The sequence below is a fragment of the bacterium 336/3 genome, assembly GCA_001281695.1.
GTDB lineage: Bacteria > Bacteroidota > Bacteroidia > Cytophagales > Thermonemataceae > Raineya.
This window is the reverse complement of sequence record LJIE01000001.1, coordinates 2148070-2161074: the sequence shown is the minus strand read 5'-3', so window position 1 is coordinate 2161074 and position 13005 is coordinate 2148070. Positions and strand designations below refer to the sequence as shown.

Genomic DNA, 13005 nt, shown 5'->3' with positions numbered 1-13005 from the left:
ACTTGTGCATTTTCCTTTGTGAAAAAGTTACTTTATTTAGGCATTACTACTGTATCTACTACATGAATAACTCCATTACTTTGATTTACATCTGCGATGGTTACTGTAGACTTTCCTCCTTTTTCATCCATCAATACCAATTTTTTACCCATCATCATAGCTTTCAGAGAACCACCTTGTACAGTTGTAAAAGTTGCTGTTCCATTTCCTTTTTTAATGGCTGCAGCTATATCCACAGCATTGTATTTACCTGCTATTACGTGATATGTAAGCACAGTTGTAAGTAAACTTTTGTTTTCTGGTTTTAAAAGTGTTTCGACTGTTCCTTTGGGCAGTTTATCGAAGGCTGCATTGGTAGGTGCAAATACAGTAAAAGGCCCTACTCCTTGTAGTGTTTCTACAAGTTCGGCAGCTTTTACAGCAGCCACAAGTGTAGTATGATCTTTAGAATTCATTGCATTTTCAATGATATTCTTATTTGGGTACATAGCTGCCCCTCCTACTTGAACTGTTTTTACTTTATTTTGAGCAAATGTAGTCGTAGCACTTAAAAGTGCAAAAGCGAGAATCATGAAAGATTTTCTCATGGATTTTGTTGTGTTTTGAGTTTTAAGATTAAAAATAGTTTGTGTGTTAAACGTTCAACAAATACATATACGAAATGAAGCTTCTAATTGGATTTCAAAAAAATAAAAAAAGTAAAGATTTTTTTACAAAATCCTTACTTTTAACAATTTACATTCGTTTTTTATTCTCTATAAATAAAAATAAGTAACAAGGCTTTCTGTTCTTTCTCCTTTTTCTTATCTCTTATCCTGAAACCTACAATTTCACACCAAAAGCCAAATCGCCTGCATCGCCAAGCCCTGGTACAATATACGATTTATGGTTGAGTTCGGGATCTAAGGCTCCGAACCAAAATTCATAATCTCCAAAATAAAAATCCATAATGCCTTGTGATAAATGGTCACTACCAGCTTGGCTGGCTATGATACTTGCCACATGGATTTGCTTGGGTTCACCATTTTTAAGTAATTTTTTAAGGGCAATCAATAGAGATTTGCCTGTGGCAAGCATAGGGTCTATAATAATGAGTGTTTTACCTGTCAAATCTGGCGTTACAGAGTAGTGTAATTGTATTTCAAAACTATCATCGGCTTGGTGTTCACCTCTATAAGCACCTAAAAAGGCACTTTCTGCATTTTCAAATACATTTAAAAAACCTTGATAAAATGGCAAACCTGCTCTTAAAATTGTTGCTAAAACAATTTTATCATCAGGAAGCTGTACTTCTGTTGTTGCTAAAGGCGTTTGAATGGTTTTGTGATGATAAGTTAAGCTTTTTGAAATTTCATAAGCCAACACTTCTCCAACTCTAACCATATTTTTTCTAAAATTAGCTCTATTTTGTTGTGTTTGCACATTACGCATAGAAGCTATCCATTCGTTGGCAATAGAATTTTGGGAAGTTAGCACAAACATAAAAAGCAGGTTTAGGTTTTTACAGCAACAATATTAAAAAGAATTTAATAAACATAAAAAAAACCCTAAACGAATTTAGGGTTTTTCTTGAAAGAAATATAGAATTAAACATTTCCTTTGTTACGAACAAGCATTACCTCTACGGTTTTCATTGCTAAATCGTCAGAAACGCCTAAAGAATTTTTTAAGTGTTCGATAATAGCTTCTTCATTAGCAGTTAGGTAGCCATCAATCAAAACTAAGTCAGTACACACAGCAAAAAGCATATCTCTGTTCTCTGCTTTAATCATAGGAGCACACTCATTTACAGCAGTAGATAAACTTTCATAACCTTTAATATTAGTTTTACACTCTTCTATCAAAGACCAAATGTCCACAGAACCGAACATTTTTTTCTGGAAAAGGGTGTCATAGATTGTATCCCACTCTTCACCTTCAATATCTCCATCTGCAGAACCTGCTGCTACTACAATTGTCAAAAATGCTTCTTGTTCGTTGTTGATAATTGGTTTGCTTACAGAAACACCTGCTGTAGATAAAAGTTTACTAAAAAATCCCATAATTTTTGTAATTTTAAAGATTAGAATATGTTTTAACTGTGAACAAGTTGCATTTTTTTCTAATAGTATCAAAGGTTTTTTTACTTTTTTTTCTACCCTCCTATTTTAGCTAAAAGCTGATTTTTATAGTCAATTTTATCAGCACTTTCTTCTAAAGAAATTGCTTTATCTATACTAATAACAGCCTCTCTATAACGTTTCATTTCATCAAAAATTTCTGCTTGAGTATGATATGCAAGAGCATAGTCAGGTTTTTTTTGAATAAGGTCTTGTACAACTTCCAAAGCATTTTCAGGTTTACCTATTTTAAGTGTAAAATATGCTTTGTTATTAAGAATTGCTGGTAAATCTATCACTACTATTTCTCGTTGAGAAAAAGACTCTATTTGTGGAACTATCTCATTAATAGTTCTGAGAGCATTTAAAAAGTCTTCTTGGCGAGCATAATTATTGATTTCTTCAATTAAGTAATTGATATGCCCCATTTGTCTGCCTGCTTCTTCTTGTGGATCAGCAGGTATTTCTGGTTCTATTTTTTTGGAAACTCTTTTTTTATCAGGCATACCCATAGTAATGACATCAGCCAAAAAATCAGTCATGTAAGTATGTGGTTGATTACCTGTTACAATCAAATCTAAAGCCATTGGAATCATCACTACTGCATTGGTATTGTTATGAAAATACAAAGAAACCATATCAAAAAGACCTCCCATTGCATCCTCTAAAGGGTCATTCCAGTATGGATTTACAAACACGTTTTTTCTTGTAAGTGAATACATCATTGCCTTTATAGCATCAGCATATTGTACTAACGTGATACTTTCTCTTTGCAGTGCTGTTTCAACATCCTTATCAATTTTCACAGCTAGTCTATACCAATATTCTGCGGTGTTTTTGCTCATAATTATAAATTGATTACAATTTTAGAAATGCAATTTAATCATTTTCAGAGTTTTTTACAAAAAAGAATTTTAGATAATCATAAATAGACAAGATGATTTTTGTCATTTTTTATTCAATGAAAATCTATCATCATTGCACTAAATAAATTCAATGTAAGTATGATCACAGCAGAACAAAAGGAAATTATCAAGTCCTCTTTTCCAAGAGTACTGATTCATACACTCAAAAACAGCACAATAGTTTATGAAAAGCTTTTTATGGATATTCCTGAAGCCAAAGACCTTTTTAAAAACACTTCAATAGACAAACAAGGACAGATGCTTGTGGCTGCCATCGGGAAAATCGTAAAAGGACTTGATAATCCTGATATATTTGAAAAAGACCTTGTAGAATTAGCTACAAGGCATGTAGGTTATGGACTAAAACCTGAGTATTTTACTCATTTTGGTAATGCTTTGATCAATATGTTTGAAGTCTCTTTGGTTGATAGTTGGGATAAAGATTTACATGATGCTTGGGTAGCTGTTTATCAAGAAGTAGCAGAGATCATGAAAAGCGTTATTTTTGCAAATCAGCGTACATAAAAGAAAAGATTATTGTTTTTTGAGAATGGCAAAAAATTCAAGATTATCTTTTTGACGAGTAAAAAAACACGAAACTATCAAATACTTACCAGAAGCATCCTCATAATGTTTAGAGATATAAATATTTTTATTTAAGGCTGTTATGTCCCCATCAATAAAAACTCTTATTTTGTCTCCTATATCATAAGTTCCTTTATCTGCATTTTTAAAGTCTTTATAAAATGTTTCTTTGGTAGTTTTTATAGTTAATAGTTGTGTTTTTGAATCAAAACTCAATTCACATTTGATTATTTCACTTCTGTCTTGTCCAAAAACTCCTTTGCCTTCCCATTTCCCTTCCAGCCATTTTAGTTTTTCATTTTGAGCAAAAGAAGAACTCAATAACAAAAATATGCCAAAAAATAATCCTACTATCTTTTTCATAAAACAAGCTTAATATTTCAAAGCTAATTTAATCATTTTCAAGCACTTTGCCAATTTTTTCTAATAAAACTTTTGTTTTTGCCTTGCCAATTATTTTTTCAATTTCTTCATTTTGAGCTGTTTTGATATTTGCCACAGATTTGAAATGTTGTAAGAGCTTTTGCATTGTTTTTTCTCCTATACCTTCAATGGTTTCTAGCTCGCTTTGGAGGCTACTTTGGCTTCGTTTATCTCTATGAAAAGTAATGGCAAATCGGTGTGTTTCGTCTCGTATTTGTTGAATGAGTTTCAAAGACTCTGATTTTTTGCTCAAATGCAGAGGTATTTCATCTTCAGGAAAATAAATTTCCTCTAATTTCTTAGCAATACCAATAATTGCCATTTTTCCATACACACCCAAATCTTTCAGAGCTTCGCAGGCAGATGATAGTTGTCCTTTTCCTCCATCTACGATAATAAGTTGTGGCAAAGGTTGGTTCTCTTCTAAAAGTCTTTTGTAACGTCTTGTAACAATTTCGTACATAGAAGCAAAATCGTTTGCCCCTATCACTGTTTTAATATTGAAATGCCTATAATTTCGTTTCGAGGGCTTTCCATTGATGAAACAAACCATCGCTGCCACAGGGTTTGTTCCTTGAATATTGGAATTATCAAAACATTCAATTTGGGCAGGTAACTCTGTAAGGCGTAAATCTTTTTGAAGCGTTTCCAATACTCTTTGTGTATTTTCTAAAGACTTTTTTCGGCGTTCTTCTTGTTTCCTTAAAAACTCTTTTTCCGCAAACAAAGCATTTTTAAGCGACATTTCGATGAGCTTTCGTTTGTCGCCAATTTGTGGGACAAAAAAATTGATACCCACACCCATTTCCTGCATTTCGATATTGGTAAGCACTTCTTTGGCAGGACTGTTGTATTTTTCTTTCAGATTGAGAATTGCAAGCAATACAATATCTTCTTCTGTTTCATCTAATTTTCTTTCTATTTCAAAAGTTTCTGCATGCAAAATTGAGCCATTTTGAATATCTAAAAAATTCAAGAAAGAGTGTTCTTCATTTCCTACCAACGAAACCACCATTACATCCGTAATTTTAGGGTTCACAACCAACGACTTTTCCTGAAAAATGCTTAACAGTTCTAGTTTTTGTTTGGATTCTTGGGCTTTTTCAAACTCCAATTTTTCTGCATGAGCATACATCATTTGCTCAATTTGTTCTTTTACCTCTCCTACTTTGCCTTTAAGTATCTGATGAATTTGTTCAATATCTTCTAAATAATTGGCTTCACTCTGTAAACCCTCACAACCTCCTTTACAGTTTTTGATGTGATACTCCAAACACACTTTAAATTTTTGTTGAGCAATATTTTCTTTAGAAAGGTGATAACTGCACGTTCTAATGGTATAAAGCCCTTTTATAAGCTCCAGAAGGGCATTCATGGCTTTTACATTGGCGTAAGGTCCATAAAAAGTTCCTTCTTTGCGTTCAAAACGGCGAGTTGTAAAAACTCTTGGAAAAGGCTCGTTGGTGATGCAGATATAAGGATATGTTTTATCGTCTTTGAGTAAAATGTTGTATTTAGGTTGAAACTCCTTGATTAAAGAGTTTTCGAGCAAAAGAGCATCCAGTTCTGAGTTTACAATGATAAACTCTAGCCTGTCTATCTGCGAAACCAGACGTTGTGTTTTTCTGCTATGTCCCTGTAAATTATTGAAATATGAGCTAACCCTGTTTTTAAGATTTTTAGCTTTGCCGACATAAATAATCGTGTTTGTGTCATCAAAAAACTGATACACCCCAGGGGTTTGGGGCAATTGGGCAAGTATTTCTTTAAAATCTTTCACGTAAATATCTAAGTTAAACCCGAATTTAGATAATTTTGGTAAAAAAGAAAAACGTTGGTATTATTTACAAGTAACTTTGAAATTATATAGTTTCTCCGCCATTTTTCTTCTTTGCCTAAAGGTCTTTTTAATTTTCATCCATTTAACTATATCTTTTGAAAAAAGATTTATTGTCTCTATGCCATAAATCCTTACAACCTTTCCAGTAAAATATAAAGGATCTTGATAAGTAAAACATCTTAAAATAATAGAGCCCTCATTTTGTATCTCATCAACATAGAAAAATAATTTAGAAGGATGCAACAAATATTTAAAACTTACAAAACCCTTACTATCATAATAAATAAAATTAGAATTTGGGGTGCCATTTTCATATAAAACTTCTGTATGAACTATACCTTTTAAATACATTCTGAAATAACCATGTAGTAAACCGTTTTTAAAGCTTATTTCCTGAATTACTTCTTTTGATGACACAAAATATTCTCTGGAAATGCTATCTAATACACCATTTTTAAAATATGACTCCTCATTAACATCTTTCATTTTCTGAAAAACAGTTTGTTTCCCATGCAAAAGCCCATCTTTGTAATGACTTTCAACTTTCTTCCCTTTTATTTTTTCTATCCAACGCCCTTGTTTGCGTCCTAAACTGTCTTTTAGATTTTGGGAGTATAAAATATGGCAGAAAAGAGTCAGTAGTAAGAGTAATAATTTTTTCATATTTTAGTGGGTATTTCATCTACTTTTATTTTTTAGAAGAGATGTGTCTCTTACAACTGTAAGTACTATGGAGGTAGCATAAGCATCCCAGAATAAACTATTGATATTAAGTTTTCCTGTATAATGTTCATCTATTTTGGTCGTTTTTAAGCACCCCAAATGGTTATCTATTATTTCATCCAACAAACATCCTTTATCTTCCATAGTTTCTTCCAAATCAAAAGACATAAATTCAATCTCATTATTTTTATTCACACTGCTTAATAAAAATAAATATTTTTTACCCTTCACTTGATTATAGCACACATTATAAATTTTATCTTTTTTAAAGATATAAGCTTCGTATAGCTGCAAATTGTCGTTTATAGGTGGGGTTAAGTAAATTCTATAATAATAATCTGACTGTTTGATAAATTTATTTTCAGCTACCATTATAGGATTATAATAAATTATTATTTTTTCTTGATAATCATCCATTTTTACATATTCTATCCAGGGATATAAGACAGAATCTGTTTGCAGTATGGGTTTTTCCCCTTTCCAATCAAAAAAGTTAAAATCTTTATAGAGTATACCTTTAGCATACTTTTTCTTGGGTTTAAATTTTCTTTTATCCCAATTTATCATTTTAATAGAGTCTCTGTATTCTTTATTCTCTTTTATATTGGAGTATTGACATCCCCAAAGAAACAACAAGCATATAATTGAAAACAACCTCATATTTTATCATTAAACAGCTGATAACAAACAAAAAAGTATCAATCTATTTCCCCATCATAAAATTTCTTATACAAACACTTTGCTATTTTTTGGTAAGGTTCTCTATTATCATCAAGAGTCCTTTTACCATATCGTTTTGCTGAAAAATATAACATCAAACGAATTAATTCCTCTCTTTTCAGATTTAATTTATCTAAATTTATAAACCTCTTTTCCACTTCATCAAAAATCTTTTCTTTTTCAATATTATTTTCCAAAGAATACATTAAGCTAACTAAAAAAACTTCTGCATATTCGTAACCATCAAAAGAGCCATTTTTTATATACAAACAGATTTTATTAACTACATCATTATTTTCTAAAGCAGGTAATTTGTATAATTTTTGCTCAAAAAAATCTTTATCTACAAAAAAAGAGGGTTATATAAATATAATATAATAGGGTCTGAAGTTCCTAATAAAATAGGTTTTAGAGCTTGGTTAAATTTTTCTCGATTCATACTTTTTAATAAAGGCTCCATAGTTCTATGCCAAAACACTCTGAAATCTCCTCTAAAATGGTCACTTTTATAAAGATATTGGTAAGGTGCAAAGCCCAAAAAAAGGTCATTCATTGTATTTTTATGAGGAGATGGGTTTTTAATAGAATTTTCTAATATAAAAAAGTACAATAAATTTTTGTCTTTAATAAACTTTGGATTATGTAACGCAAGTTTAATAGCATCTTGTAATAAAATAAGATGCTGTTCAGTTGTTTTTGTCAGTTTATAATTTATCTGAAAGTGTTGGAAAGTACTTTTTTCTGAAAGAATTATCAGATTCTCTCTTTCCATAGAAATTCCTTTTTTACGAATTTTTATGGTCTCTTTTTTTTCCTTTTGAACTGTTTGTGAGTTACAAGAATGTGTCAAAAAGCTACAAAATAATAGGACATATAATTTCATGATTTTCAAAATCATTTCATTTTATTAGAAAGTTCTTCATAATGTTCTTGACACAAAGTATTTACCCAACTTCCTATAACGGTTTCTCTGGCACTTTTTCCACAAACTTCACACATTTTCTGGCTGATATAACTGATATGCTCCAGCATTTCGGCAAAACCTTCATCTTTGCCCATATAACGAACTTTTAAAGCTCCCCATTTCTGAAATACTTCTGTGATTTGAATGTCATCATCTGGAACATTGTCATAGACAATATCCACCAAATTCAGCCAGCCTATTCCATAGTGTTTTTCTACAAATGCTTTTGCAGTTTCTCTGTCCATTAGCTGTTATATTTTTTACAATTTAAAAATATAAAATTTGGCAAGAAGCAAATCCTACCAAATTTTATATAAAATCGTTTTCTGTTTTTTTAAGAAGCTTTTTTCTTGATGAATTTTCTATATCCAATCCAAGCTACTGTGGCTACAATCCAAAACCACCACATTTGAAATACAAATACAACCAAATATTCTACTACTCTCCAGCCATCTAACAAACCATCTTTAATTCTAGACCATAAGCTAGGACGATAATCTTCGATATTTTTATCGTTAGCATATAGTTCTCTTGTAACCGTTTCACGTTGGTAAATATTTAACTGAATAGTGCTATACGCAATTTGGTCTTCTAATTGCATTTTCTGAATTTTACTTTGGTCTGCCTGCAATTGTCTGTTGAGTAAATTTTCTTCTGCTCCTGCTGTTTCATCTAACTTTTTACCTCTGTTGTCTATGGCATTTGTATAACGGTTTTCAAAGGTATTGAATCGTTTTTGTTGCATATCATTGATAAGCAGTTGCAAACTCACATCTTCAGCTTTGATAACTCTATAATCTACAAAATCAAGTAATGTACCCATTTTACGCATCAGGCTATCCATTTTTTCGTTGGGAACACGAATAGTCAATTGGTTTTCCATCACATAATGTTTAATTTCTAAAAGCGAATCTGGGCTGATGGCGGGGTTTTCTGTGGAAACAACTGTACTTTTTAAATCAGTAGAAGTGATAAAACCTTTGAATTCGGCTGTAATGTCTTCTATTTGCATGGTGCTTTTCAAAACATTTTTCACTTTGCCTTTTACATTGGCTGTACGAACAAATTTTCGCCCTTTTTGGCTATCCAAGTTCATTTTGGAGGTAAGCTCTACATCTCCTTGTTTTTTCTGCAAAGAGGCCTTAGCTTCCGTTTCAGCATTTCCAGCCTCATCAGAAGCTTTGATCTCTTCTCTACGAGGTTCTTCAAAACGAATATTTTGTTCTGTTGGCTTGCTCGCATCTGTTTGGTAATTAGATGCCATATCTTTCGATTCTTTACTTGCACAATTAGAAAGGGCAAAAAGGCATACCAGCCCAAAAATTAACAAATGGGTTTTCATAAAACAGTGGTTTAAATAATGGATAAAGTTGTGTATCTTGGATTTGTAAATCCAATTTTTATACCAAACTTTTATAAAGGTAACCCAGAAAAAGAAAAATTAAATTTTGAATTTGAACAAGCAAACAAACACATGTAAGTTTTGGAAATAATTGTAACAAGTTTTACAAAATCACAGAAAAATCAACGTTTGAATATCATTTTTTTATTGGGCAATAACACGCTAAAACATTAGAATATTTGCATTTTTAAAGTTTTTGAAAAATTTTATTTTATTTTTTTTACTTTTTTCTTGGAGGATATTATCTCCTTTTATACATTTGCATACGCTTGTAATAAAATCAACTTAATAAAACAAAATCCATGAAAAAATTATTATTATCTGCTGCAGTAGCTGCTGTAATGTTCTCTTGTCAAAAAAACTCTGACACTGCTGTTATGGGTGAATTGAATACTTCTAATGAGGTTGTTGCTCGTAGAGGTTGTGCTTCTCATGAAGTATTAGATCGTCAAATAGCTGAAGATCCTTCTTTAGCAAAACGTATGAACGATTTAGAGGAATTTACAAAAGATGCTATTGCAAATGGTCGTATTGTAAATGGTGTTTTAGAAATACCTGTAGTTTTCAACGTTCTTTATAGAACTTCTGCTGAAAACATTTCTCAAGCTCAATTACAATCTCAAATTGATGTATTGAATGAAGACTTCCAAGGAAGAAACGCTGATTTCAATACAGCAAATAATCCTTATTCTTCTGTAAGAGCTGTTGTTGGTTACAGATTTGTTTTAGATCAAGTAATCAGAAAACAAACTACAAGAACTTCTTGGGGAACTAATGATGCTTGTAAGAAATCAGCTCAAGGTGGTTTGAATCCTACATCACCTACTACTAAATTAAACTATTGGGTTGCTACAATTGGTGGTGGTATCTTAGGATACGCTCAATTCCCTGGTGGATCTTCTGCAACTGATGGTGTTGTTATTGACTCAAAATACACTGGTAGAACTGGTACAGCTACTTTCCCTTTCAACTTAGGAAGAACAGCTACTCACGAAGTTGGTCACTGGATGAACTTACGCCATATCTGGGGTGATGCAACTTGTGGTAACGACTTTGTATCTGATACTCCTGTTCATAATGCTGCTAACGGTGGTGTTCCTGCTGTAGGTCACAGAAGTACTTGTTCTGGTACTCCTTTAGAAATGTACATGAACTACATGGACTACACTGATGACAGAGGAATGTATATGTTCTCTTTAGGACAAAAAGCTAGAATGGATGCTGTATTTGCAGTAGGTGGTTCTAGAGCTTCTTTCAGATAGTAGAAAATCACCTTCGATATAAAAAGAGCCTTACTTTAAAAGTAAGGCTCTTTTATTTTATAATAGTTTAGAGAAATGGTTTATTCTATTTCATCAGTAAACTATTTTCTGTCATTTCAGAAGCTTTTGTGAGTCCCATCAAATCTAAAATAGTAGGAGCAATATTTGCCAAAACGCCATTTTTTAGTTTGATGTGCTGTAAATTATTGGTGACCAAAATACAAGGAACTAAATTGGTGGTATGAGCCGTGTTGGGCGAACCGTCTTCGTTAATCATATAATCTGCATTGCCATGATCAGCAATGATGATGACTTGATAGTTATTGGCTAAGGCTGTTGTAACCACTTTTTCAGTACATTTATCAACTGTTTCACAAGCCTTGATAGCAGCCTCCATAGAGCCTGTATGCCCTACCATATCAGGATTTGCAAAATTAAGACAAATAAAATCAGCTTCTTTTTTTTCTAATTCAGGGCAAATAGCATCTGCAATTTCGTAGGCACTCATTTCGGGTTTGAGGTCGTAAGTAGCTACTTTAGGAGATGGGCATAAAATACGTTTTTCTCCCTCAAAAGGCTCTTCTCTTCCACCAGAAAAGAAAAATGTAACATGCGGATATTTTTCTGTTTCAGCAATTCGGATTTGTTTTTTTCCAGCTTTAGAAAGCACTTCGCCAAGCGTATTAGCAAGGTTATCTTTATCAAAAATCACTTTTACATTTTCAAAAGTATCATCATAATTAGTCAGTGTAATGTAATACAAAGGTAATTTTTTCATCTCAAACTCAGGGAAATCAGCTTGTGTAAGTACCTGCGTAATTTCTCTACCTCTATCTGTACGAAAGTTAAAACATATCACTACATCACCTTCTTCAATATTGGGAGTATTTTGTATTTTGATAGGTTTGATAAATTCGTCTGTAATTCCTACATCATACGATTTTTGAATAGCTTCTAAAACATTGTTTGTTTCCTCTCCCTCTCCTTTTATCAGCAAATCATAAGCTAACCGTACTCTTTCCCAACGTTTATCTCTATCCATGGCATAGTATCTGCCTATTAGGGAAGCAATTTGTGTTTTACTATCTTTTATATGGTTTTGTAAATCTTGTATAAAACCTAATCCCGATTGTGGGTCAGTATCTCTGCCATCTGTAAAAACATGAATAAACACTTTTTCAAAATTTTGTTCTTTTGAGATATCACATAAACCTTTGAGATGATTGATATGGGAATGCACTCCCCCATCAGAAACCAAGCCTATTAAATGAATATTTTTGTTATTCTTTTTAGCATATTCAAAAGCCTCAAGAAGTGTTTTATCTTGATTGATTTCTTTTTTTTCAAAAGCTTGATTAATTTTTACCAAGTCTTGATAGACGATTCTACCTGCTCCGATATTCATGTGTCCAACCTCTGAGTTTCCCATTTGTCCATCAGGAAGACCTACAGCAAGCCCAGATGCATTGAGGTGGCTATGAGGATATTTTTTATACAAGCTATCAACAAAAGGTGTATTGGCTAAATCTATGGCTGATACTTTAGGATTTTGTGGGATACCCCAACCATCCAAAATCATTAAAATTACTTTTTCCATTATTGTAAAATTCCTTCTAAATCTATTTGTTTGATATATACGTAGTTTTCTTCCTCTATCATTTCAGGTGGAAATACAAATTTCTTATCAAAAATTCGTTCTTGGATATAATAGCTTACCCAATATTCGCTTGAAAGCACAAAAACTTCAGGTGATATAGGCTCTATCAGATGTGAACTAAGAGCAGGAATATGCTCAAAAAAATATCGAAGTGTAGAGGTAGCTCGCTTTTCTCCATTTATTTCACCATAACCTCTGCAACTGATAATTACATTATACAAATCCACTTCATCAGTATTGAGTAAATAGGCAAACCATTCAAATTCATTTATTTCATTTTTTTTACGCACAATGGCTACTTTTACGCCTTCTACAGTTGGAAAATCAATATCTTTCTTCATCTCTTTATCAATTAAAGCATTGAACCTTCATAGCACTAAAATGGCACTATGAAGGTTATAAAAAAAGATGTACTATGACATCTA

The 13005-nt window shown here is 32.2% G+C and carries 16 protein-coding genes; 2 read left to right on the top strand and 14 right to left on the bottom strand.

Going from position 1 to position 13005, the window contains the following annotated elements:
• Nucleotides 1–32: 32 nt before the first annotated feature.
• From AD998_10030 to AD998_10015, 4 genes are all read right to left on the bottom strand, one after another.
• Nucleotides 33–587: a hypothetical protein gene (locus tag AD998_10030; GenBank protein KOY86438.1), complete on the bottom strand. Its 555-nt coding sequence runs from the start codon at nt 585–587 to the stop codon at nt 33–35.
• 235 nt (nt 588–822) lie between these two features.
• On the bottom strand, nt 823–1482 hold the full coding sequence (locus AD998_10025; protein KOY86437.1) for a uracil phosphoribosyltransferase: 660 nt from the start codon (nt 1480–1482) through the stop codon (nt 823–825).
• Between the two features lie 104 nt (nt 1483–1586).
• Nucleotides 1587–2042 (bottom strand): hypothetical protein, encoded by a 456-nt coding sequence (locus tag AD998_10020; protein KOY86436.1) that lies wholly within the window; start codon nt 2040–2042, stop codon nt 1587–1589.
• 92 nt (nt 2043–2134) lie between these two features.
• Nucleotides 2135–2944 (bottom strand): hypothetical protein, encoded by an 810-nt coding sequence (locus AD998_10015; protein ID KOY86435.1) that lies wholly within the window; start codon nt 2942–2944, stop codon nt 2135–2137.
• A gap of 159 nt (nt 2945–3103) precedes the next feature.
• Here AD998_10015 and AD998_10010 point away from each other — a divergent pair, with 159 nt between their 5' ends.
• Nucleotides 3104–3529, top strand: a complete 426-nt coding sequence (locus tag AD998_10010; protein ID KOY86434.1) for a hypothetical protein — start codon at nt 3104–3106, stop codon at nt 3527–3529.
• A gap of 9 nt (nt 3530–3538) precedes the next feature.
• Here AD998_10010 and AD998_10005 read toward each other — a convergent pair whose 3' ends face one another.
• The 8 genes from AD998_10005 to AD998_09970 all read right to left on the bottom strand — a co-directional run bounded on the left by AD998_10005 (nt 3539) and on the right by AD998_09970 (nt 9475).
• A complete protein-coding gene (locus tag AD998_10005; protein ID KOY86433.1) occupies nt 3539–3952 on the bottom strand; it encodes a hypothetical protein in 414 nt (137 codons plus the stop codon).
• 28 nt (nt 3953–3980) lie between these two features.
• Nucleotides 3981–5798 carry an excinuclease ABC subunit C gene (locus AD998_10000; protein KOY86432.1) on the bottom strand — a complete coding sequence of 606 codons (1818 nt, stop codon included), beginning with the start codon at nt 5796–5798 and terminating at the stop codon, nt 3981–3983.
• 54 nt (nt 5799–5852) lie between these two features.
• Entirely contained in the window at nt 5853–6515 is a 663-nt protein-coding gene (locus tag AD998_09995; protein ID KOY86431.1) for a hypothetical protein, read from the bottom strand.
• Nucleotides 6516–6530: 15 nt separating this feature from the next.
• Complete coding sequence (locus AD998_09990) at nt 6531–7142, bottom strand: hypothetical protein (GenBank protein ID KOY86430.1); 612 nt, start codon at nt 7140–7142, stop codon at nt 6531–6533.
• Nucleotides 7143–7273: 131 nt separating this feature from the next.
• Entirely contained in the window at nt 7274–7564 is a 291-nt protein-coding gene (locus AD998_09985) for a hypothetical protein (protein KOY86429.1), read from the bottom strand.
• 74 nt (nt 7565–7638) lie between these two features.
• Nucleotides 7639–8193: a hypothetical protein gene (locus AD998_09980; GenBank protein KOY86428.1), complete on the bottom strand. Its 555-nt coding sequence runs from the start codon at nt 8191–8193 to the stop codon at nt 7639–7641.
• Nucleotides 8190–8504 (bottom strand): hypothetical protein, encoded by a 315-nt coding sequence (locus AD998_09975; GenBank protein KOY86427.1) that lies wholly within the window; start codon nt 8502–8504, stop codon nt 8190–8192. The genes AD998_09980 and AD998_09975 overlap by 4 nt, the downstream gene beginning before the upstream one ends.
• 89 nt (nt 8505–8593) lie before the next feature.
• Entirely contained in the window at nt 8594–9475 is an 882-nt protein-coding gene (locus AD998_09970; GenBank protein ID KOY88138.1) for a hypothetical protein, read from the bottom strand.
• A 488-nt stretch (nt 9476–9963) separates the two neighbouring features.
• Between AD998_09970 and AD998_09965 the strand changes: the two genes are divergently transcribed.
• On the top strand, nt 9964–10923 hold the full coding sequence (locus AD998_09965; GenBank protein ID KOY86426.1) for a peptidase M43: 960 nt from the start codon (nt 9964–9966) through the stop codon (nt 10921–10923).
• An 85-nt stretch (nt 10924–11008) separates the two neighbouring features.
• Here AD998_09965 and AD998_09960 read toward each other — a convergent pair whose 3' ends face one another.
• Together AD998_09960 and AD998_09955 are read right to left on the bottom strand one after the other, a co-directional pair.
• Nucleotides 11009–12523, bottom strand: coding sequence for a phosphoglyceromutase (locus AD998_09960; GenBank protein KOY86425.1), 1515 nt, complete (start codon nt 12521–12523; stop codon nt 11009–11011).
• Nucleotides 12520–12921: a hypothetical protein gene (locus AD998_09955; GenBank protein ID KOY86424.1), complete on the bottom strand. Its 402-nt coding sequence runs from the start codon at nt 12919–12921 to the stop codon at nt 12520–12522. Before AD998_09955 ends, AD998_09960 begins: the two co-directional genes overlap by 4 nt.
• Nucleotides 12922–13005 lie beyond the last annotated feature (84 nt).